At 71.6% G+C, this 22,162-nt stretch carries 14 protein-coding genes; 7 read left to right on the top strand and 7 right to left on the bottom strand.

What is annotated here, in order from left to right:
* Positions 1-612 precede the first annotated feature (612 nt).
* Positions 613-801 carry a hypothetical protein gene (locus ACFYPS_RS29830; RefSeq protein WP_354967586.1) on the bottom strand — a complete coding sequence of 63 codons (189 nt, stop codon included), beginning with the start codon at positions 799-801 and terminating at the stop codon, positions 613-615.
* A 19-nt stretch (positions 802-820) separates the two neighbouring features.
* Between ACFYPS_RS29830 and ACFYPS_RS29825 the strand changes: the two genes are divergently transcribed.
* From ACFYPS_RS29825 to pulA, 5 genes are all read left to right on the top strand, one after another.
* The gene (locus ACFYPS_RS29825) at positions 821-1,498 is read left to right on the top strand and encodes a hypothetical protein (RefSeq protein WP_354967482.1); all 678 of its coding nucleotides are present in this window, start codon (positions 821-823) and stop codon (positions 1,496-1,498) included.
* 36 nt (positions 1,499-1,534) lie between these two features.
* Positions 1,535-1,924 (top strand): hypothetical protein, encoded by a 390-nt coding sequence (locus ACFYPS_RS29820; protein WP_387328711.1) that lies wholly within the window; start codon positions 1,535-1,537, stop codon positions 1,922-1,924.
* A gap of 126 nt (positions 1,925-2,050) precedes the next feature.
* Positions 2,051-2,743 (top strand): hypothetical protein, encoded by a 693-nt coding sequence (locus ACFYPS_RS29815; RefSeq protein WP_354967483.1) that lies wholly within the window; start codon positions 2,051-2,053, stop codon positions 2,741-2,743.
* Positions 2,744-3,228: 485 nt separating this feature from the next.
* Positions 3,229-3,537 carry a cellulose binding domain-containing protein gene (locus ACFYPS_RS29810; protein ID WP_354967484.1) on the top strand — a complete coding sequence of 103 codons (309 nt, stop codon included), beginning with the start codon at positions 3,229-3,231 and terminating at the stop codon, positions 3,535-3,537.
* A gap of 144 nt (positions 3,538-3,681) precedes the next feature.
* A complete protein-coding gene (gene pulA, locus ACFYPS_RS29805; protein ID WP_387328695.1) occupies positions 3,682-9,177 on the top strand; it encodes a pullulanase-type alpha-1,6-glucosidase in 5,496 nt (1,831 codons plus the stop codon).
* 149 nt (positions 9,178-9,326) lie between these two features.
* On the opposite strand, the gene ACFYPS_RS29800 is transcribed toward pulA, so the two are convergent.
* Both ACFYPS_RS29800 and ACFYPS_RS29795 read right to left on the bottom strand, forming a co-directional pair.
* A complete protein-coding gene (locus ACFYPS_RS29800; protein WP_387328692.1) occupies positions 9,327-11,834 on the bottom strand; it encodes a hypothetical protein in 2,508 nt (835 codons plus the stop codon).
* A 162-nt stretch (positions 11,835-11,996) separates the two neighbouring features.
* Entirely contained in the window at positions 11,997-13,478 is a 1,482-nt protein-coding gene (locus ACFYPS_RS29795) for an aminopeptidase P family protein (RefSeq protein ID WP_354967487.1), read from the bottom strand.
* A 133-nt stretch (positions 13,479-13,611) separates the two neighbouring features.
* Between ACFYPS_RS29795 and asnB the strand changes: the two genes are divergently transcribed.
* Complete coding sequence (asnB, locus tag ACFYPS_RS29790; RefSeq protein ID WP_354967488.1) at positions 13,612-15,573, top strand: asparagine synthase (glutamine-hydrolyzing); 1,962 nt, start codon at positions 13,612-13,614, stop codon at positions 15,571-15,573.
* Between the two features lie 103 nt (positions 15,574-15,676).
* Here the strand turns inward: asnB and ACFYPS_RS29785 are convergent, their stop codons facing one another.
* The 4 genes from ACFYPS_RS29785 to ACFYPS_RS29770 form a co-directional block, all read right to left on the bottom strand.
* Positions 15,677-16,795 carry a lytic polysaccharide monooxygenase gene (locus tag ACFYPS_RS29785; RefSeq protein ID WP_354967489.1) on the bottom strand — a complete coding sequence of 373 codons (1,119 nt, stop codon included), beginning with the start codon at positions 16,793-16,795 and terminating at the stop codon, positions 15,677-15,679.
* A gap of 294 nt (positions 16,796-17,089) precedes the next feature.
* Complete coding sequence (locus tag ACFYPS_RS29780) at positions 17,090-19,321, bottom strand: xanthine dehydrogenase family protein molybdopterin-binding subunit (RefSeq protein ID WP_387328688.1); 2,232 nt, start codon at positions 19,319-19,321, stop codon at positions 17,090-17,092.
* A complete protein-coding gene (locus tag ACFYPS_RS29775; RefSeq protein WP_354967491.1) occupies positions 19,318-20,313 on the bottom strand; it encodes a xanthine dehydrogenase family protein subunit M in 996 nt (331 codons plus the stop codon). Before ACFYPS_RS29775 ends, ACFYPS_RS29780 begins: the two co-directional genes overlap by 4 nt.
* Positions 20,300-20,800, bottom strand: a complete 501-nt coding sequence (locus ACFYPS_RS29770; protein WP_354967578.1) for a (2Fe-2S)-binding protein — start codon at positions 20,798-20,800, stop codon at positions 20,300-20,302. The genes ACFYPS_RS29775 and ACFYPS_RS29770 overlap by 14 nt, the downstream gene beginning before the upstream one ends.
* Before the next feature lie 189 nt (positions 20,801-20,989).
* Here ACFYPS_RS29770 and ACFYPS_RS29765 point away from each other — a divergent pair, with 189 nt between their 5' ends.
* Complete coding sequence (locus tag ACFYPS_RS29765) at positions 20,990-22,141, top strand: XdhC/CoxI family protein (RefSeq protein WP_354967492.1); 1,152 nt, start codon at positions 20,990-20,992, stop codon at positions 22,139-22,141.
* Positions 22,142-22,162 lie beyond the last annotated feature (21 nt).

Genomic DNA, 22,162 nt, shown 5'->3' with positions numbered 1-22,162 from the left:
ACGACCCGGCGATCGGAGGGGACCTGCTCGGGTGTCCGGGGGATGTAACCGTGCCGGCCCGGCGGGTGTTCCCGGCGGTCGGCGGCTACGGGGGATGTAACCGTGGCGGCCTGGCCGGTGTTCCCGGCGGCCTGCGGCTACCGGGCCCCGCGGTGATCTGCCAGGTATAACCACCCCGACCGGCCCCCGATTCCACCCTGCGGGTGCCCCCGATCACGGGACATTAACTCCGGAACCGGACACCACGTCCAGCCGCGCCCATCACGAACCGGACATCAGTCCGTCGGGGGTCTCAACCCGGCCGGGTCCACGATCCGCGCGATCCCCGGGACACTGCCGCCTGCCAAACACGCCGAGGCCACAACCGCCCCGAGGTCAGGACGGCGTTCCGGGCGGGCGAGGCAGCAGGCATTCGAGCCCGATACCTGTGAGGCATAAATATGACTCTGAGGTATAACGCGCCTTGGTGCGGATGCCGCCCGCGACCGGGCCGGTCTCCCGTCACGGGAGACCGGCCGTCGATCGTGCGGTTACCGTTCGGCGGTTACTAGGTTCGCAGCCAGGTCTTCGAAGGAGATCGCTGCGTCGACGGGGGAGTGTCGAGGCGGGTGGTCAGGCCGGGTCGGCGGGTTTCGCGGCGTCGCTCGCCTGGGCGTGCCGTTCGAGCAGCCGCTGCCGGATCTCCTCCGGGGTGTACGCGCGCCGGCGCCGTTCGGCCCGTGCGATGACCACACCGGTGGCCGCGACCCCGGCGAGGCCGGCCAGCCCGAGGACCTTCCACCACCGCATTCGTTGCCCCATCGGCCTAGGCTAGACCCTCATGAGCATCAGCCTGGACGAGGCGGTCGAGTTGACCCGCACCGGCGACGTGTGGGTGTTCCGGGGTCGCAGCGTGCCGGACCGGGCGATCCAGTTCACCACCAACAGTCCGGTCAACCACGTGGGCATGGCCGTGGTGCTGGACGACATGCCGCCGCTGATGTGGCACGCGGAGCTGGGCAGGTCGCTGCCGGATCTGTGGTCCGGCACCCACCAGCGCGGTGTGCAACTGCACGACCTGCGGGACGCGGTCTGCGTCTGGGCCAACCGGTACGGTCAGCGGGCCTGGCTGCGGCAGCTCGATCCACCGGCGGACGGGGAGATGGAACGGGCGGTGCTCCGTACGATCGCGCGGCTGGACGGCACGCCGTTCCCGTCCACCGCGCAGTTGGCCTGGCGCTGGGTGCGCGGTCGGGTGCCGGCGTTGCCGCGACCCGGTCGGCCGGCGCCGCCGTCGGCCTCGTTGACGGGTGGGTCGCCGGCCGCGCGGGACCGGGCTCTGGAGACGGCGTACTGCGCCGAGGTGGTGGCCGTGACCTACGAGGCGATGGGGTTGCTGCCCGCCGGCCGGCGTCCAAACTGGTACGACCCGGGGCGGTTCTGGAGCGGGGACGACCTGGGGCTGGCCGCCGACGCGCGGCTGGGTGCGGAGATCGAGGTCCAGGTTCCGCCGCGCTGAGGTTTGACGTGCCCGGTGACCGGCAATTGCTGGGCCGTGAAAGCCTCCACCGATCTCAAGGCGCTGACCGACTTCTTCGACCGGTACGGCGTGGCGTTGACCTCCGGCGACCTGCCGGCCATCGCCAGCTGCTACGCCCTGCCCGGGCTGGTGGTGGCCGGCACCTACAGCTTCTCGTTCAACTCGCCGGCGGCGGTGGCGCTGTCCTTCGTGGGCGCCGCACCCGACTACCAGGACCGGGAACTGGTGGCGGCGCACGCCCAGATCGAGGACGTGCAGCCGATGTCCGCGCTGCTGACCATGGTGGCGGTGGAGTGGGAATTCCTGGACAGTCGGGGGCACGCGGTGCCGGGGGAGCGGTACAGCTACCTGCTGCGCACCACCGGTGAGGGGCCGCTCATCTCCACGGTTGTCCGGACGGCCTGACCAACCGGTGCGATCGAGCCGTTTTCCGCTCCGGGTCGGCTGGTCGGTCCGATCCGTACCCGCCTGGTTTCCGGTCTGGCCTGTGCTGGCTACGCTGGCGCGTCGGCGGGGACGAGGGGAGACCTGATGGCGATGCGGCCGGACGGTGCGGAGGGTGTGCGGGCGGCGCGGGTGCTGGCGTCGGTCCCGTGGATCGTGGTGCTGCTCGGGGTCTGCGCGCTGGTGGTGTTGTTGGTGGTCGCGCTGCTGTCGTTCCGTACCCGGGAGCCGGAGCCCATGTCGCAGGCCGGGCCGCCGGTGTTCCTGCCGACCGCGCCGGCCACCGCGTCGGCCACGCCGACGCCGACGCCGACTCCGACCGGGGCGGAGCCGCGCACGGCGTCGCCGCGACCGACCCGCAGCAGCCGGGCGCCGTCGCCACGGGTCAGCACCAGCTCGCCGGCTCCGGGTCGGACGTCCGCCCCGGCGGCGTCGGCGGTGCCGCTCGGTCCGGCCCAGGAGACGGTCACCGCCCGGTACCAGGTCGGAACGGACGGGTGGGACGGGACCGAGGCGGTGCTGTCGGTCACGAACGCGTCGGGTGGGTCGCTGGACTGGCGGGTGGAGCTGTCGTACGACGACGACGTGCGGAAGCTGCGGATCAGCGGCGACTCGGGAGTTTCGGTGTCGGCGCGCGGGGACGGCGAGTTCGTGCTGCGCGGCACCCGTTCCCTGGCCCCGGGTGACAGCCGGACGCTGCGGCTGCGGCTCGGCTGGGGCGACTCGGGGGAGCGACCGGACCGGTGCACGGTCAACGGGGTCGACTGCCAACTCGGTTGACCTGGTGCCCGGTCAGCGGACCTCCGGTGCCGCCGCCGGAGCTTCCGGGTCCGACCGCCGGTGGCTACGCTGCCCGGACGGCCCGCTGAGGGAGGTACATGTCCGGCATGCGTCGCGCCCCGCGACCGTCCCGTGGTCCGGCCGCTGTCGCGTCGTCGCCCTGGATCGTGGTGTTCGCCGGCGTCGTGGTGATGGTGGTCCTGCTCTTCATTGCCCTGGGCGCGTATCGGGGACGTAGTCCGGCGCCGGACGACGCATCGGCGCTGCCGCCGGCGCTGCCAGTTCCGCAGGGTTCGGTCCCGCCCACCGTCACGGCGCCGACACCCCCGAGATCGTCGGCGCCGCCGTTGCGGCCCGGGTTGTCCCCGCGCGCGAGTGGGCTGTCCCCGAGCGCGCCGGCCGGGTCGCGACCGCCGAGCGCCGGTCGGCCGGGCGGGCCGACGTCGAGCGGGCCGGCGCCGCGGCCAACGCAGGGCGCGCCCGCGGTGAGTGGCCGATACCGGGTCGTGCAGAGCTTCGACGGGGGTTTCATCGGCGAGGTGCTGATCGTCAACCGGGCCGTCGAGGACCGGGGGTGGACGGTGCGGCTGGACTTCGGCGGTGGGCGGCTGGTGACCGCCTGGGTGGAGGGCGTGCCACAGGGGACGGTGCGGCAGACCGACGGCGGCTTCACGTACGCCAGCGGGGTGGACGTGCCGGCCGGCGGCTCGGCGTCGTTGCGGTTTCATCTGGAGCGGTCGTCGACCACGCCGCGGGGGTGCACGGTCGACGGGGTGCGCTGCATCGGGTTCTGACCTGGACGGTCGTCGGTGGACGTACGCCTGGTGACGGGTGCTTCCGCAAGGCGGCTGCTCTGTTACGACTTTGTTTGCAAGGCATTGCAGATTGTTTCGGCAAGGGTTAGCGTGCGGCCAATCACGACCAGAGGAAGGCCGTCGATGAAACCCCCGCCGACACCGCGCACCGCCCTGCTCGCCCTCGCCTCCCTGCTCACAATCACGCTCGTCGGCAGCCCGGTCGCGGTGCGTCCAGCCGCCGCGGACCCCCGGCCTTCCGGCACCGACCCCCTCGCTGTCGCCGGCGCCGCCCAGTGGCGCGGCGAGCCCACCGCCGAGGAACTCCTGAAGGCGGGCACCGACACCGCCCGCGCCGAGCAGTTCTACTTCGTCCTGCCGGACCGGTTCGCCAACGGCGACCCCCGTAACGACCGGGGTGGCCTCTCCGGTGACCGGCTGCGCACCGGCCTCGACCCGACCGACAAGGGCTTCTACCACGGCGGCGACCTGAAGGGCGTCATCGACAAGCTGGACTACATCCAGGGGATGGGCACCACCGCCATCTGGCTCGCCCCGATCTTCAAGAACCGGCCGGTGCAGGGCTCCGGCGACGACGTCTCGGCCGGCTACCACGGCTACTGGATCACCGACTTCACCCAGGTGGACCCGCACTTCGGCACCAACGAGGAGATGAAGCGGCTGGTCAAACTGGCCCACCAGCGCGGCATCAAGATCTACCTCGACGTGATCGTCAACCACACCGCCGACGTCATCAAGTACGCCGAGAACCGGTACGCCTACGTGGACAAGGCGACCTCGCCGTACACCGACGCGCAGGGGCGGGCGTTCGAGGACCGTAACTACGCCGACGGCACCCGCGCCTTCCCGCCGGTGAACCAGGCGTCGTTCCCGTACACGCCGACGTTCGCCGAGCGGGAGGACGCCACGGTCAAGGTCCCGGCCTGGCTGAACGACGCCACCATGTACCACAACCGGGGCGACTCCACCTTCGCCGGCGAGAACAGCGAGTACGGCGACTTCTTCGGCCTCGACGACCTGTGGACCGAACGCCCAGAGGTGGTCCAGGGTCTGACCAGGGCGTACGGGGACTGGATCGGCGCGACCGGCGTCGACGGCTTCCGGCTGGACACCGTCAAGCACGTCAACATGGACTTCTGGCCGCAGTTCAGCCAGGGCATCGAGCGGGCCGCCGAGAAGGCCGGCAAGAAGGACTTCTTCATGTTCGGCGAGGTGTACAGCGCCGACCCGGAGATCAGCTCCAGCTACGTCCGGCAGGGTGGTCTGCCGGCGACCCTCGACTTCGCGTTCCAGGAGGCCGCGCGGGGCTACACCGCCGGCGCCGGTTCGGCGAAGGCGCTGGCCGACGTGTACGCCCGCGACGACCTCTACGCCGCCCGGGACACCGACGCGGGCCGGCTCACCACCTTCCTCGGCAACCACGACATGGGCCGGATCGGCTCGTTCATCGCCGGTGGAGGCACCGATTCGGCCAGCCACCTGCGCCGCGACCAGCTCGCGCACCAGCTGATGTTCCTCACCCGTGGCCAGCCGGTGATCTACTCCGGCGACGAGCAGGGCTTCACCGGCCCGGGCGGGGACAAGGACGCCCGGCAGGACATGTTCGCCTCGAAGGTCACCGACTACCTCGACGACGACCTGCTCGGCACGGACCGCACCCACGCCAGTGACCAGTTCGACCCCACCCACCCGCTCTACCGGACCATCGCGGAGCTGGGCAGGCTGCGCCAGGCGCACCCCGCGCTGCGCGACGGTGTGCAGGTCACCCGGTACGCCGCCGACGGCCCGGGCGTCTTCGCCGCCTCCCGGATCGCCCCCGCAGACCGCATCGAGTACGTGGTGGCGGTGAACAACGCCGACACCGCGCAGACTGTCACCGTGGACACCTGGTCGGCCGGCGCCACCTTCACCGGCATCTACGGCTCGACCGGTGCCGCCGCCGCGGGCGCCGACGGAAAGCTGACCCTGACCGTGCCGCCGCTGTCGGCGGTGGTGCACCGGGCCGGCACCCCCGTCGCGCAGCCCGCCGGCAAACCGACCATCACCATCACCGCTCCCGCGCCGGACGCGCCGGTGGCCACCCGAGCCGCGGTCACCGCCCAGGTGACCGGTGACCCGCTGGCCACCGTCACCATGGCGGCCCGGGTCGCCGGCGGTCGGTGGACCCTGTTGGGCAGCGCCGACCACGCGCCGTACACCGTGCAGCACGACCTGACCGGGCTGGCCGGCGGGACGTCGGTGGAGTACAAGGCGGTGGTCCGCGACGGGCGGGGCCGCACCGCGACCGCCCGGTCGACCGCCATCGTGGGCACGCCGCAGCAGGGTGGGTCCCGGGAGTGGGCGGTGGTGCACTACCAGCGCCCCGCCGGTGGGTACGACGACTGGGGCCTGTACGCGTGGGGCGACATCGACCCGGCGTACGTCACCGAGTGGCCCAAGGGGCAGCCGTTCGCCGGGGAGGACTCCTACGGCCGGTTCGCCTGGGTGAAGCTCAAGCCGGGCGCGAAGTCGGTGAGCTTCCTGGTGGTCGACCGGAACGGCACCAAGGACGTCGCCCAGGACCGCAGCGTCGACGTCACGCAGACCGGTGAGGTCTGGCTCAAGCAGGGCGACCCGGCGATCTACCCGACTCGGCAGGCGGCCACCGGTCAACCGGACCCGCCGGTCGAGGAGGGCACCGCGGTGATCCACTACCGGCGGGTCGACGGCAACTACGACGGCTGGGGCCTGCACCTGTGGGACGGCGCGGCCAACCCGACCGAGTGGTCCACACCGCTCACGCCGACCTCCGTCGACGCGTTCGGCGCGGTGTTCCGGGTGCCGCTGGCGGCCGGGGCGACCGGGCTGAACTACATCATCCACCAGGGCGACACCAAGGACCTGCCGGACGACCAGCGGCTCGACTTCGCCAGCGCCGGCCGGGAGGTGTGGCTGCTCGCCGCCACCCCGGGCCGGCTGCTGCCCTCGACCGCGACCGGCGCCGGCCGGGACACCGATATCGCCAAGCAGAAGGCGCACTGGATCGACCGGTCCACCGTGGCCTGGCAGACCGGCCCGACCGACGGTAGGACGTACGCGCTGGTCACCGCGCCGGCCGGCGGGGTGAGCGTGGCCGATGGGGAGCTGACCGGGACGTACACCACCCTGCCGTTGCGGGCGCAGCGCAACGGGCTGACCGAGGCCCAGCGTGCCGCGTTCCCGCACCTGTGGGCGTACCGCGGCTTCACCCTCGACCGGGGTGACCTGGCCCGGGTGCCGGCGGCGCTGCGTGGGCAGCTGCTGGTCACCGAGCGCGACGCCGAGGGGGCCCTGCTCGCCGCCACCGGCGTGCAGATCCCCGGTGTGCTCGACGACGTGTATGCCCGGGCGACCGACGCCACCCTCGGGCCGACGTTCGCCGGCGGGACGCCGAGCCTGGCGCTCTGGGCGCCGACCGCCCGGACGGTGGCACTGCAACTGTTCGACTCGCCCACCGCCCAGCCGAGGACGGTGTCGATGCGCCGCGACGACCGCACCGGGGTCTGGTCGGTGCGCGGGAGCCACGCCTGGACCGGGAAGTACTACCGGTACCAGGTGCAGGCGTGGCAGCCGGCGGCGCAGCGGATGGTCACCGCCTCGGTGACCGACCCGTACTCGGTGGCCCTGTCGGCGGATTCGGCGCACAGTCAGCTGGTCGACCTGAACGACCCGGCACTGGCCCCGCCGGGCTGGCGGACGCTGCGCAAGCCGGCCGCGGTGCCGGCGGCGAAGGCGCAGGTCTCCGAGCTGTCGGTGCGCGACTTCTCCATCGCCGACGACAGCGTGCCGGCCGAGCGGCGGGGCACCTTCCTCGCCTTCACCGACCCGAAGACAGCCGGCATGACCCACCTCCGGACGCTCGGCGACGCCGGGGTCACCCACCTGCACCTGCTGCCGGCGTTCGACTTCGCGACCATCCCGGAGAAGCGGGTCGACCAGCGCCAGCCGGCCTGTGACCTGGCGGCCCTGCCGCCGGACTCCGCGGAGCAGCAGAGGTGCGTGGCGGCGGTCGCCGAGGCCGACGGCTACAACTGGGGCTACGACCCGCTGCACTACACGGTGCCGGAGGGCGGCTACGCGGTCGACCCGGCCGGCGCGGCGCGGACCGCCGAGTTCCGCCGGATGGTGGCCGGGGTGAACGGCGTCGGCCTGCGGGTGGTCATGGACGTGGTCTACAACCACACCTCGGCGGCGGGCGTCGACGAGAAGTCGGTGCTCGACCAGATCGTGCCCGGCTACTACCAGCGGCTGCTGGAGGACGGCACGGTGGCCAACTCCACCTGCTGCGCCAACACCGCCCCGGAGCACGCCATGATGGGCAAACTGGTGGTCGACTCGCTGGTCACCTGGGCCAGGCAGTACAAGGTGGACGGCTTCCGGTTCGACCTGATGGGTCACCACCCGAAGGCGAACATCCTGGCCGTACGCAAGGCGCTGGACCGGCTGACCGTCGCCCGCGACGGCGTGGACGGCCGGTCGATCCTGCTCTACGGCGAGGGCTGGAACTTCGGCGAGGTCGCCAACGACGCCCGGTTCGTGCAGGCCACCCAGGCCAACATGGCGGGCACCGGTATCGGCACCTTCAACGACCGGCTGCGCGACGCGGTGCGCGGCGGTGGACCGTTCGACGCCAACCCGCGGGCGCAGGGCTTCGCCTCCGGGCTCTACACCGACCCGAACGGTGATCCGGTCAACGGGTCGCCGGCCGAGCAGAAGGCCCGGCTGCTGCACGCCCACGACCTGATCAAGGTGGGACTGACCGGCAACCTGCGCGGGTACCGGTTCACCGACTCCGCCGGGCGGCAGGTCACCGGCGCGCAGGTGGACTACAACGGCTCGCCGGCCGGCTACACCGCCGCGCCGGGGGAGGCGGTCACCTATGTCGACGCGCACGACAACGAGATCCTGTACGACGCGCTGGCGTACAAGCTGCCACAGACCACCGTCGCGCTGGACCGCGCTCGGATGCAGGTGCTGGCGCTGGGCACGGTGGTGCTGGGCCAGGGCACCGGCTTCGTCACCGCCGGCACCGAGCGGCTGCGGTCGAAGTCGCTGGACCGCAACTCGTACAACTCCGGTGACTGGTTCAACCAGATCCGCTGGGGCTGCGCCAACGGCAACGGGTTCGGCGCCGGCCTGCCGCCGGCGCAGGACAACGAGGACAAGTGGCCGTACGCGAAGCCGCTGCTGGCCGACCCCGCGCTGGTGCCGGACTGCGCGGCGATCACCACCACCGACGCGCGGTACGCCGAGCTGCTGCGCATCCGGGCCTCGTCGCCGGTCTTCGGCCTCGCCTCGGCCGACCAGGTGCAGCGGCGGGTGGCGTTCCCGCTCTCCGGGGAGGCGGAGACGCCCGGCGTGCTGACGATGACGCTGGACGGTCGCGGCCTGGACCCGCGGTGGAAGTCGGTCGCGGTGGTCTTCAACGGCACCCCGGGCGCCGCGTCCCAGCGGCTGCCGGGCCTGCGGGGGGCGGACGTGTCGCTGCACCCCGTGCTGACGACCTCGGCCGACCCGACGCTGCGGACGGCCGCGTTCGATCGGGCCACCGGCACGTTCACCGTGCCCGCTCGCAGCGTGGTGGTCTTCGTCCAGAGATAGGGTCTGTGTCGAAGTCCCTGGCCGGCCTGCGGCGGGCCCAGGCTCGACCGAGGACTTCGACACAGACCCTAGTTCGCAGGGTGCGGCCCCCTGCCACCTCCGGTGGCAGGGGGCCGACCTTTTCCGTCGCTGTTTCCCTGTCGCGTTGCTCAGTTGAAGCAGTCCTCGACGGTGTTGGCGCAGTTGGTGGGGTCGTTGTCGGTGACGGTGGAGTCGTCGTCGAGCTTGACCTTGCCATCGTTGTTGAAGATGCCGCCGGCGATCCCCTTGTCGTGCTTGCCCTTGTCCTTGTCCTCGTTGCCGTTGTCGGCCTTGTTCTTGGTGACCTTGGTGTTGGTCAGGGTCACCTTGCCTTCGTTGTTGTAGATGCCTCCGCCGTTCTTGCCGGCGAAGTTCTCCTTGATCTTGCTGTCACGCAGGACCAGGGTGGCCGCGTCGTCCTCGTGGTCCTTGTGGTTGGACCCGGAGCCCTGCCAAGCGGCCGGGCCGGACATGCCGCCACCATTGTGCTTGTCCTCGAACGGCTCGCCGTTGAAGATGCCGCCGCCGAAGCGGCCGGCGCTGTTCTCGAGGATCTCGCTTTCGGTGACGGTGGCGGTGGCGCGGTTCTCCTCGTCCTTGTCCTTGCCGCCGTTCGACAGGACGGTGTTGCGCTTCTTGTCGTCCTCGCTGCTGACGTTGTAGATGCCGCCGCCGTCCTTGTGGGCCTTGTTCTTCTCGATGTTGCTGTTCTTGACCGTCAGGACGGTGTCGACGGCCGCGATGCCGCCGCCGTTCTCGCCGGCGGTGTTGTTCTTGACGAACGTCCAGCTGACCTCGACGAAGCCGTCGTTGCTGGACAGGCCGCCGCCGTTCTTCTTGGCGGTGTTGCCCTCGATCAGGGTCTTCTCGATCGTGACGGTGCCGGCCTTCTTGTCGTCGTTGTTGTCGTCGTGACGGCCGTCGCTGCTGAGGTTGTCCTTGCCGTGCTCGTCCTTCTTCTTGTCCTTGTCGCCGTGGCCGTTGGCGACGCCGCCACCGTCGTTGCCGGCGGTGTTGTTGGTGATGCGGGACTCGCCGCCCTTGCCGTCGCGGGACCCGGAGACCTTGAGGACACCGGCGTTGAAGATGGCGCCGCCGTCCTTTCCGGCGTGGTTGTTGTCGAAGGTGCTGCTCTCGACGTCAAGCCGGCCGAAGTTGGCGACCGCGCCGCCGTTGTTCTCGGCGCTGTTGAGGAAGAACTTGGTGTTCACCAGGTGCGCCTCGCCGCCCCGCTCGACCAGCAGGCCACCACCGTCGCCCTCGTGCTCCTTGTCGTCCTTGCCAGACTCCCAGTCCTTGCCGGACTCCCAGTCCTTCTTGTCCTCGCCGGACTCCTCACCGTGCCAGCCGTTCTCGGCTGGCTTCGTCGCGGTGGCCGCCGGCTTCGCGGTGGCTGCGGGCTCCACGGCCGGGGCGGCTGCGGGCTCCACGGCCGGGGCGGCTGCGGGCTCCACGGCAGTGGCGGCCGCCGGCTTCGCGGCAGTGGCGGCTGCGGGCTTCGCGGCAGTGGCGGCTGCGGGCTTCGCGGCAGTGGCGGCTGCGGGCTTCGCGGCCGGGGCGGCTGCGGGCTCCGCCAGCGCAGGTGCCGGGGCAGGCGCGCCCCCACCGGTCCCGGACTGGTTACCGGGAACCGCCTTCTTCGGCGGCTCCTTGCGCTTGTCGTCCTTGCGGTCTTCGCCGGCGGCGCCGTTGCGGACCTCGACGTCCTTCAGCGTCAGGTCACCGCCGTTGGCGACGCGGAAGATCCGGAAGCCCTCCTCGGCTTCCCGCTTGATCGTCGCGCCGTTGCCCTCGATGGTGATTTCCTGCTTGATCGTCGGCAGGCCCGCCTCGGACTTCTTGTCGTGCTGGTCGAGCTCGTAGGTGCAGTCCTTGGCCAGCTTCAGGGTGCCGCCGTCGTCACGGTTGGCCAGGTCGAGGGCCTCGACGAGGGCATCGTCGTCGCACTCCACCTCCCGGACGCGATCGCGGTCGTCCTTGTCGTCCTTGTCCTTGTCGTCCTTGCCCTTGTCGTCCTTGCCCTTGTCGTCCTTGCCCTTGTCGTCCTTTACCTGGTCCTTGGCCTGGTCATCGTCGCCGACAAGCTGGGCGGTCGACCACTTGACGTCGGTCAGCCGGTGTGAACCGGTCACGCCTGTGGTGGCGTAGGCGACGCCCGTGAGGCTGACCGCCCCTGCGAGGCCGGCGACGGCGGTGACCAGCCAGAGCCGACGCCGGCGGAACGGTGAGTTCTTGTCGTGCGCCGCGTCATCGTTGTTGCGAAGGTTGTTGGACATCGGAGCTCTCTGCCCTCTCCTTGTACCGACAAGGTCGCTTCGCCGTGGCGAGGCGGCCTCCGCTACAAATCGGTTGTAGCTGCCAAACAACACCGTATGGGAGACTTGTTCACTATGCGTGCGTATCCGAAGAAGTCCCACATAAGGCACGCGGGGACGCGGACGGCAGGAAGGGGGACGGCCGGTGCCGGCCGGGCATGACCGGTGGCGGGGAACGCGGCCGGCGGCGGAAAGCTGACGGATGCCACCAGGACGTGGAAAGGGGGGGAAAGCTCGCGGGAACGCCGAGGAGGTGGCGGGCGGCGCAAAGCTCGCGCGGCGGCCGCGGAGGGTCGACGGTGATGGTCGGGCAGGCTCCACCCGGCGCACTCCGCGGTTGGCTGGGGGTGCGGTTGCACTGCCCGAGGTGGCCGGGACGGGCGAGAGTAGCGCAAATGACGGCGGGCCCCACCGCTGGCGTCCTCACGACGAGATACGTCGCTGACGCCGGCGGCGAGGCTCGCCGTTGTTGTTCGTGCGGGGTCAGACGGGCAGGCGCGGACCGGCCTCCCGCTGCGCGGCCAGCCAGGTCTCCACCTCGTCCGCCGTACGCGGCAGCCCGGCCGACAGGTTCATCGCGCCGGTGGCGGTCACCAGCACGTCGTCCTCGATCCGGATGCCGACGCCCCGCAGCTCGGCGGGGACCAGCTCGTCCTCCGGCTGGAAGTAGAGTCCCGGCTCGACGGTGAGCACGTAGCCCTCGCCCAGCGTGCCGTCGCGGTACGTCTCCTTGCGGGCGTTCGAGCAGTCGTGCACGTCGATGCCGAGCATGTGGCCGAAGCCGTGCAGCGTCCACCGCCGGTAGACCGAGGACTTCTCGTCCATCGCCTCGTCCACGCTCACCGGCAACAGGCCCAGCTCCGACAGGCCCTCAGCGAGCACCCGCATGCAGGTCAGGTGGACGTCCTTGAACTTCACCCCGGGCCGGATGGCCTCGATGCCGGCCTGCTGGGACGCGTACACGATGTCGTAGACCTGGCGTTGCAGGGCGGTGAACCGTCCGCTCACCGGCAGCACCCGGGTCACGTCGGCGGTGTAGAGGTTGTGGCCCTCGACACCCATGTCCATCAGCAGCAGCTCGCCCGGCCGGGTCGCGCCGTGGTTGTGCACCCAGTGCAGGATCGTGGCGTGCTCGCCGGCGCCGACGATGGAGCTGTACCCGACGTCGTTGCCGTCGTGCCGGGCCCGCAGCGCGAAGATCCCCTCCAGCAGCCGCTCCGAGACGGCGCGGTCGGCCGGCAGGATCCGGGCCACGTCCTCGAAGCCGCGCACCGTGGCGTCGATCGCGTCCTGGAGCTGGCCGATCTCCCACTCGTCCTTGACGAGCTTCTGCTCCGAGATGGCGATCGCCAGCTCCCGGTCGCGGGGCGGCTGCCCCTCGGCGCGCACCCCGTCGTACGGGCGGACCGCCGCGTCCACCTGGGCGTCGAAGCCGCGCAGCACCCGGGTCCGCCCCGGGCGCAGGTCGGCCAGCGTCGCCTCCAGGCCGGTCAGGTCGGCGGTGGGCAGGCCCAGCTCGGTGGACTTCTCGCTGAGCGTGTGCCGTCGGCCCACCCACAGCTCGCCGTGCCGGCTGCGGAAGAACTCGTCGGTCTCCCGCGACGAGCGGGGCCGCATGTACAGCGTGGCGTCGTGCCCGGAGCCGTTCGGGCGCAGCACCAGCACGCTGTCCGGGTCGTGGTCGCCGGTCAGGTAGGCGAAGTCACTGCCCGGCCGGAACGGGTAGCCGGTGTCGTTGGCCCGGACCTTCTCCGCGCCGGTCGGGATGACCAGCGTCTCGCCGGGGAAGGCCGCCGAGAGCGCGGCCCGCCGCTTGGCGTAGTTGGGGGCCTCCGGCCGGGGCGCCACCGGGAGCGCGCTGTCCCGCCAGCCCTGCCGCATGAAGGACAGGAACGCCTCCGGGAAGTCCGGATCATGCGATTCTGTACCGTCCGTCGGCGTACCGTCGGTGCGTCCCTCGGTCATTGCGCCGCTCCCTCCGTGTCATTGCTGGTCCCGACGGTACCGCGCGCCCGGTTCGCGGTGGCGCCGGCCGGGAGCGCTCCGGATCGTTGGACGGCTGCGACGGGCCCCCGGCGCGCGTGGGAAGATGACCACCATGTGCGGACTCCTGGCCTTCTTCAGCGCGAACGGCAACGCCGCCGCGCACCGCGACCACATCGCCGGAGCGTTGGAATGCCTGCACCACCGCGGCCCCGACGAGACAGGGGTCGAGGTGGTCGGCGACGCCTCCGGCCGGTACGCGGACGGAGTGTTCGCCCACAAGCGGCTCGCCATCATCGACGTCGCGTCGAGCCACGAGCCGTTGCCCTACGCGAACGGTCGTTACCTGCTCACCTTCAACGGTGAGATCTACAACTACATCGAGCTGCGCGACGAGCTGATCCGGGACTTCGGCGCCCAGTTCGCCACCGCCGGTGACGGCGAGGTGATCGTCGCCGGCTACCACTTCTGGGGCGAGCAGGTGCTCACCCGGTTGCGCGGCATGTTCGCCTTCGTCATCTGGGACCGGCAGGAGCGGCGCGCCTTCGGTGCCCGCGACTACTTTGGCATCAAGCCGATGCACTACCTGGAGACCGCCGACGGGCTCTACCTGGCCTCGGAGAAGAAGGCGCTGCTGCCGTTCGCGCACAGCAGCTACCAGGGCGACGCGGGCGTCGACGCGGCCAACCTCAGCCACTACCTGACCCTGCAGTACGTCCCCGAGCCCGGCACCCTGCACAAGGGCATCAACCGGATCGGCTCCGGGGAGTACCTGACCTGGACCCCGGGCGGGCGGATCGACGTACGTCGGTGGTACCGGCCGGTGTTCCGGCCGGCGGCGGTCGACGACGAGCAGAAGCTGTACCACGAGATCCGGGAGACGTTGCGGGAGAGCGTGCGCATGCACATGCGCTCCGACGTGCCGGTCGGCTCGTTCCTGTCCAGCGGCATCGACTCCACCGCGGTGGTCGCGCTGGCGCGGGAGTTCAACCCGAACATCCTCACCTTCACCGTCGGCTACGACGTGCCGGGCTATTCGGAGATCGACGTCGCCCAGGATTCGGCCCGGCACCTGGACGTCACCACGATCCCCACCAAGATCGGTCCGCAGGACATGATCGACGCGCTGCCGAAGATCGTCTGGCACCTGGACGACCCGGTGGCCGACCCGGCGCTGGTGCCGCTCTACTTCGTGGCGAAGAAGGCCGCCGAGCACGTCACCGTGGTGCTGTCCGGTGAGGGGGCCGACGAGTTCTTCGGTGGCTACACGATCTACCGGGAGCCACTGTCGCTGGGCACGGTCAACGGCCTGCCCGGCGGGGTGCAGAAGGGCCTGCGCGCGGTCTCCAAGGCGATCCCGCAGGGGGTCAAGGGCAAGAGCTTCCTGGAGCGCGGCACCACCCCGATCGAGGAGCGCTACTACGGCAACGCCCGGATGTTCACCGAGGAGGAGAAGCAGCAGCTCATGCGCCGCTACGACCCCTCGGTGCGCTACACCGACGTGACCGCCCCGATCTACGCGGAGTGCACGGAGCTGGACGACGTCACCAAGATGCAGTACGTCGACCTCTACACCTGGCTGCGCGGGGACATCCTGGTCAAGGCCGACCGGATCTCGATGGCCCACTCGCTGGAGGTGCGGGTGCCGTTCCTCGACCGCCCGGTGTTCGACGTCGCGGCGAAGATCCCGGTGGACCTCAAGCTGCCGCCGCGCTCCGACGCCACGAAGTACGCGATGCGCCAGGCGTTGCAGGGCGTCGTCCCGCCGGCCATCGTCAACCGCAAGAAGCTGGGCTTCCCGACCCCCACCCGGGTCTGGCTGCGCGGCGAGATGTACGAGTGGGCCCGGCACGTGCTGAGCACCTCGGGTGCCGGCGACCTGCTCGACCTGTCGTACGCGCTGCGGCTGCTCGACGAGCACAAGCGGGAGGAGGCCGACCACTCCCGCAAGGTGTGGACGGTGTTGATCTTCTGCATCTGGCACGCCATCTTCGTGGCCAAGACCCTCGACCCGGGCATTCAGCGCAACCAGTCCGCCCTGCTGACGAAGCCGGTCGTGGGCTCCATGGTCCGCTGACCGGTAAGGTTGGGCCCCCTGTTATCGCATTCTGCATAGCAGGGGGCCCTTCTTAACACCCCGGTTCTTCGGTCCGCGCCAGCGGCCCGCCCGGTCCGCGGGGTCAGCGGCGGGCGCAGCTGACCGTGGGCAGGGTGTTGGTGCCTGTGGTGCTGCCCAGGAAGCCGAAGGTCGTGGTGCCCTCCGGTGCGACCGTGCCGTCGTGTGCGACGTTGGTGGCTGTCACCGAGGAACCGGACGAGGTCTGGGTGGCGTTCCAGATCTGACTGATCGACTGCCCGCTGGGCCAGGTCCAGCTGGCGGTCCAGCCGTTGAACGGCGTACTGCCGTGATTCATGATCATGACTTCGCCCTGGAAGCCGCCCGGCCACGCGCTGACGACCTTGTAGACCGCCATGCAGTCACCGCCGTGCGGCGGCGGGGTGGTCGGGTTCGGTGGGGGAGTCGTCGGGTTCGGCGGCGGGGTGGTCGGGTTCGGCGGGGGAGTGGTCGGGTTCGGCGGCGGGGTGCCGCCCGGACCCACCCCGGTCACCTGGCCGTTGCCGCCGTCGAAGGTCACGTCGGAGCAGCCGAAGAAGTTCTCCTGCGAGTCCGAGCGCACCCAGCGGGAGTAGACGATGTGCCTGCCGCTCTTGCCCGACGGCAGGTTGCCGCTGAAGTAGTAGTGCCCCTCGTTGGTGCCGACCCCGCCGCGCTGCGGCGGGTTGGTCACCGTCAGGAACGGCTGCTCCTCAAGGTCACTCCACGCCAGCGCCCGCGTCGGGCTCCAGCTGTTCTTGGTCACGTAGAAGTAGAACGTGCCCGGGTGGTGCGCCCAGTTGCTGTACCGGAAATCCAACCGCGCACCGGCGGTCAGGTGGGTCAACGGCCAGTCGGTACGGGGCAGGTCGTAGCCCCGGTAGCCGGGGTTGCCGCCGCTGCACAGCTGCCCGTCCGGGATGAAGCCGACCGTCCGGCCGCCGGCGTCGGAGCGCAGCACGCTGAACCAGTTGTAGAGCGAGTTCGCGCCGCTCTGCGCCACGGCCGCGGAGCACGCCGGGTTGTTCGGCCTAATCTCGCCGGTCTGGCTCAGGCCGTCCTGCCAGCACAGGAAGGTGCGGCTGCCGGGGGTCATCGCCGCGCCGTGCGCGGCGGCCGGCTCCGGACTGGACGCCAGGGCGAGGGCGCCGAGGGTGAGGGTCACGGCCGCGGTGAGCAACGCGGCCGTACGGGAACGGTTCACGGGTTCTCCTGACTCGCGAGGCGCGCCGCCCGAGCCGCCCCGCCGCAATCGGGTGGGGATGTGGCCTGATCGCCCCGCTGCAAGGAGCGGAAGCGACGATCACGGTGCGTGCCCCGGCAGGGGATCGGCCGGTGGACACGCGCCGTCAACGGTCCCTGTCGTGGACCGGCGCCCTCGCGTCGAACGAACCCGGCAACCGGCGGCGCGGCAGCCCTCGCACCGCCCGGTACGCGTCATCCCACCATGCCGCCCGGCCGCGACGCAATAGTCAGTTCTCGATGTGTCAGGCCGTCTTCAGAGCAGCTTCTCCAGGGTGATCGGCAGCTCGTACTGCCGACGGCCGGTTGCGTGGTGCACGGCGTTGGCGATCGCGGCGGCCGCACCCACCACGCCGATCTCCCCGACGCCCTTCATCCCGAGCGGGTTCACGACCTCGTCGTGCACCTCGATGGTGTCCACCATTACGTCCGGCGCGTCCGCGTTGACCGCCACCAGGTAGTCGCCGAGGCTGGCGTTGGCCCAACGACCCGACCGGGGATCCATCCGGGTGGCCTCCAGCAGCGCCTGGCCGAGCCCCCACAGCATGCCGCCCATCAACTGGCTGTGCGCGGTCTTGCGGTTGAGCACCCGGCCCGGCGCGAACACCCCGACCATCCGACGTACCCGGACCACGCCGAGGTCGGCGTCGACCGCCACCTCGGCCATCTGCGCGCCGAAGGTGTGCACCCCGTACCCGGCGTCCTGCGGTGGCGGCGTCCAGGTGCCGAGCACCTCCACGTCCGGAGTCAGGGTGCGCTGCATCAGATCGGCGTACGTCTCGCCGACGTCGGGCCGGTCGCGCCGCGCCATCCGGCCGTCCCGCACGACCACCCCGGCGGGGTCCGCGCCGTGCAGGGGCGAGTGGTCGTCGGCGACCGCGCGCCCGATCAGCTCGTCGCGAAGCTGGGTCACCGCCAGGTGTACGGCGGAACCGACCGCGCTGGTGCCCGTGGAGCCCACGGCGGCGGTGACGTTCGGCAGGTCACTGCTGCCGCCGACGAACCGCACCCGCTCCACCGGCAGGCCGAGCGCGTCCGCCGCGACCTGGGTCATCGCGGTGTAGACGCCGGTGCCGAACTCCGACACGCCGGCCTCGACGACCGCGGTGCCGTCGTTGTAGAGCCGGGCCCGGGCTCGCTGCGGGTTCACCGGTTGGGTCACCGGGTAGAGCGCGCTAGCCATGCCACTGCCGATCAGCCACTGGCCCTCGCGCCGGGGCCGGGAGTCGCGGTCGGACCAGCCGAACAGCTCGGACGCCCGCTGGTAGCACTCCTTCAGCCCGCTGCTGGACCAGGGGTGCCCGCTCTCCGGATCGGTGTCGGAGCAGTTGCGCAGCCGCAGCTCCAGCGGGTCGATCCCGACCCGCTCGGCCAGCTCGTCCATCGCGCATTCGAGGGCGAACATGCCGGTCGCCTCACCGGGGGCGCGCATGAAGGTCGGGGTGATCGTGTTGCCCCGGATCAGGTGGTAGACCCCCTCGTAGTGGGGGCTCGTGTACGCCACGGCCGGGCTCTGCAACGACGGCTCGGCCCAGTCGTCGAACTGGGAGGTGAGGGAGAGTTTGTGGTGGCGCAGCGCGGTGATCCGACCGTCCGCGTGGGCGCCGAGGGTGATCCGCTGTTCCTGCTCCTCGCGGTGCCCGCAGGAGGTGAACATCTGCTCCCGGGTCAGCGCCAGCCGCACCGGCCGGCCAACCTGCCGGGCGGCGAGCGCGGCCAGCGCCGGGTGGTGCCAGATCATCGCCTTGGAGCCGAAGCTGCCGCCGACGGCGTGGCTCACCACCCGGATCGAGATCGGCGGCAGGCCGAGCAGCGCCGCGACGGTGAACTGGGTGGCGTTCGGCCCCTGGGTCGAGTCGTAGACGGTCAACCGGTCGATGTCCTCCCACACCGCGGTGCTGGCGGACGCCTCGATCGGGTTGTGGTGGTTGGGCGCGAACCGGTACGTCGCGTCCACGCACACCTCCGCCTCGGCCAGCGCCTTCGCCACGTCACCACGGGACCCGTGCCCGGGCAGCAGCCCGCCGAAGATCCGCTCGGGCACGTACGCCTGGTCCCGGGCCTGGTCGATCAGGGTGATGGCGGGCGTGGAGGCGTACTCGACGCGGATCAGGGTGCCCGCGTGCTCGGCGCGTTCGATGGTGTCGGCGACCACGAGGGCGATGGGCTGACCGGCGTAGTGGATCGTCTCGTCCTGCATCGGGAAGAAGGTCTGGCCCGGTGCGGCCAGCCCGGCCAGCGACGGGAGCAGCTTCGGCACGGTGGCGACCCGGTCCAGATTGCGATGGGTGAACACGGCCAGCACCCCGTCGGCCCGCTCGGCCTCGACGGTGTCGATCGCGGTGATCCGGCCGCTGGCCACCGTGGCGCCGACCAGCACGCCGTGGACCAGGCCGGTCACCGGGACCTCTGCGGAGTAGCGCGCCTCGCCGCGTACCTTGGCGCGCCCGTCCACCCGGTTGAGCGTCGCGCCGATCGCCGGGCTCATGCCGTTACCTCCCGCTGCGTCAGCTGCTCCAGGGCCCGGACGATCGTCCGCCGGGTCAGCTCGATCTTGAAGGCGTTCATCCCGTGCGACACCGCCGGCGCCAGCTCGGCCGCCGCCGCCCGGCGGAACGACTCGGTGGTCGCCGGAGCGCCGACGAGCACCTGCTCGGCCGCCCGGGCCCGCCACGGTTTGGTGGCCACCCCGCCCAGGGCCAGCCGTACCTCCGTGATCTGGCCGCCGCCCACCGAGATGGCCGCCGCGACCGAGGCGAGCGCGAACTCGTACGACTCGCGATCACGGATCTTGATGTACCGGGACGTGGCCGCGACCGGTGCCGGCGGCAGGTCGATCCCGGTCACCAGCTCGCCGTGGGCCAGCGGGTGTTCCCGCTCCGGGGTCTCGCCGGGAAGCAGGAAGAAGTCGTCGATCGGGATGCTCCGCGGGCCGCCCGGTCCCTCGGTCTGCACCACGGCGTCGAGCGCGACCAGCGCGACGGCCAGGTCGGACGGATGGGTGGCGATGCAGCGCTCGCTGGTGCCGAGCACGGCGTGCCCCCGGTTGATCCCCTCGATCGCGCTGCACCCGCTGCCGGGGACGCGCTTGTTGCAGGCCGCCGCGGTGTCGCGGAAGTAGCCGCACCGCACCCGCTGCAACAGGTTGCCGCCGAGGGTGGCCATGTTACGCAGCTGCGGGGAGGCGCCGAGCAGCAGCGCCTCGGCGACCATCGGGTAACGGCGCACCAGCTCCGGTTCCTCGGCCACGTCGCTCATCCGGGCCAGTCCGCCGAGCCGAAGCCCGCCGCCGGGCAGCTCCTCGACGCGGTTCAGCGGCAGGTCGTTGATGTCGACGAGGCGGCGCGGCTGCTCGACGTAGATGCGCAGCAGGTCGATCTGGGTGGTGCCACCGGCCAGGAAGGTGCTCTCCGGGTCGGCGCTCACCGCGCCGATCGCGCTGCCGACGTCGGTGGCGCGCGAGTAGCTAACGGGCCGCATCGGCGGTGCCTCCCTGGTCGCGGACCCGGCGGACGGCCGCCCGGATGTGCGGGTACGCGGCACAGCGGCAGATGTTGCCGCTCATCCACTCCCGGATCTCCATGTCGTCGCCGGCGTGCCCCTCGGCCAGCAGCGCCACCGCGGACATGATCTGCCCGGATGTGCAGTAGCCGCACTGGAAGGCGTCGCAGTCCAGGAACGCCTGCTGCACCGGGTGCAGGGTGTCCCCGTCGGACAGTCCCTCGATCGTGGTCACCTCGCGGTTCTCGCAGGTGATCGCCAGGGTGAGGCAGGACAGCACGCGGCGTCCGTCCACCCACACCGTGCAGGCGCCGCAGGCCCCCTGGTTGCAGCCCTTCTTGGTCCCCGTCAGTTCGAGCCGGTCGCGCAGGGCGTCGAGCAGGCTGACCCGTGGCTCGACGGTCGTCGTCCGGGATTCCCCGTTCACCGTGAGGTGGACCTCGACGGCGCCGGGACCGCGGACCACGGCGTGGTCGGGGCTCGGCGCGGTACGCAGCGCCTGGTAGGACTTCACCAACTCGCACCCCCTCCAATTGAAATCGACCATATCCTGCTCATGAGACTGATTCGCCGCTTTCCTGGCGATGCCACCAGGTCGACGGGCTTGGCCGGCACGGCCGGCTGACGCGGCGGCGAGACGGAGAGGCGGCGGAACGTGCCCGACGTGTTCGAGGAGCTGCACCGCCGCTGCCGCGCCGGCGAGGCGGTCGCCCTGGCCACCGTCGTGGCCACCTGGCGGTCCGCGCCGCAGCCGCCCGGCGCCAGCATGCTGGTCGCGGCCGACGGCACGGTCACCGGCAGCGTCTCCGGCGGCTGCGTCGAGGCCGACCTCTACGAACGGGCCCGCCACGTGCTCGACACCGGCGCCCCCGAGCTGACCCGCTACGGAGTCAGCGACGACGCCGCGTACGCCGCGGGCCTGACCTGCGGCGGGGAGCTCGACGTGTTCGTGGAGCGGATCGACGGCGGCGGCCTCGTGGAGCTGGACGCGGTCGACGCGGCACGCCGGGCCGGCCAACCGGTGGCGGTGGTCACCTGCGTGGCGGCCGACGCCGGCGATCCGCCGGGAGCGGTGCCGGCCGACCCGGCGGGGCGACTGGGCCGCCGGCTGGTGCTGACCGGGCAGCGGGTGACCGGCTCGCTCGGCGACGACCGGCTGGACGCCGCCGCCACCGCCGACGCCCTCGGGCTGCTCGCCGCCGGGCACAGCGGGATGCTCCGGTACGGCTACCACGGGCAGCGCCGAGGCGACGGCCTGAGCCTCTTCGTGACCGCGTACGCCACCGCGCCCCGGATGATCGTCTTCGGGGCCATCGACTTCGCCGGCGCGGTGGCCAGGATCGGCGCGTTCCTCGGCTACCGGGTGACCGTCTGCGACGCCCGTCCGGTCTTCGCCACCGCTCGGCGCTTCCCCGAGGCGGACGAGGTGGTGGTGCAGTGGCCGCACCGCTACCTGGGGGCGGAGCTGGACGCCGGCCGGGTCGACGGGCGGACGGTGGTCTGCGTGCTGACCCACGACCCGAAGTTCGACGTGCCGCTGCTGGCGCTGGCGCTGCGCCACCCGCTGGCGTACGTCGGCGCGATGGGGTCGCGGCGCACCCACGACGAGCGGCACAAGCTGCTGCGCGAGGCAGGGCTCAGCGCGGAGCAGCTCGCTCGCCTGGCCTCGCCGATCGGGCTGGACCTCGGTGGGCGTACCCCGGAGGAGACCGCGGTGAGCGTGGCCGCGCAGATCGTCGCGGCCCGCTGGGGCGGGACCGGCCGCCCGCTGACGGCACTCGCCGGGCCGATCCACCAGGCGGGATAGCACCCCGGACGCCTCGTCAGT

The organism is Micromonospora sp. NPDC005087, from assembly GCF_042872965.1.
In the GTDB taxonomy this organism is placed as follows: Bacteria; Actinomycetota; Actinomycetes; order Mycobacteriales; family Micromonosporaceae; genus Micromonospora.
This window is presented reverse-complemented; position numbering and strand designations above follow the sequence as displayed.

Coding starts and splice junctions, on each gene's coding strand:
- ACFYPS_RS29830 (WP_354967586.1), bottom strand. CDS start 801: ATGGGGCAACGAATGCGGTGGTGGAAGGTCCTCGGGCTGGCCGGCCTC.
- ACFYPS_RS29825 (WP_354967482.1), top strand. CDS start 821: ATGAGCATCAGCCTGGACGAGGCGGTCGAGTTGACCCGCACCGGCGAC.
- ACFYPS_RS29815 (WP_354967483.1), top strand. CDS start 2,051: ATGGCGATGCGGCCGGACGGTGCGGAGGGTGTGCGGGCGGCGCGGGTG.
- pulA (WP_387328695.1), top strand. CDS start 3,682: ATGAAACCCCCGCCGACACCGCGCACCGCCCTGCTCGCCCTCGCCTCC.
- ACFYPS_RS29795 (WP_354967487.1), bottom strand. CDS start 13,478: ATGACCGAGGGACGCACCGACGGTACGCCGACGGACGGTACAGAATCG.
- asnB (WP_354967488.1), top strand. CDS start 13,612: ATGTGCGGACTCCTGGCCTTCTTCAGCGCGAACGGCAACGCCGCCGCG.
- ACFYPS_RS29780 (WP_387328688.1), bottom strand. CDS start 19,321: ATGAGCCCGGCGATCGGCGCGACGCTCAACCGGGTGGACGGGCGCGCC.
- ACFYPS_RS29775 (WP_354967491.1), bottom strand. CDS start 20,313: ATGCGGCCCGTTAGCTACTCGCGCGCCACCGACGTCGGCAGCGCGATC.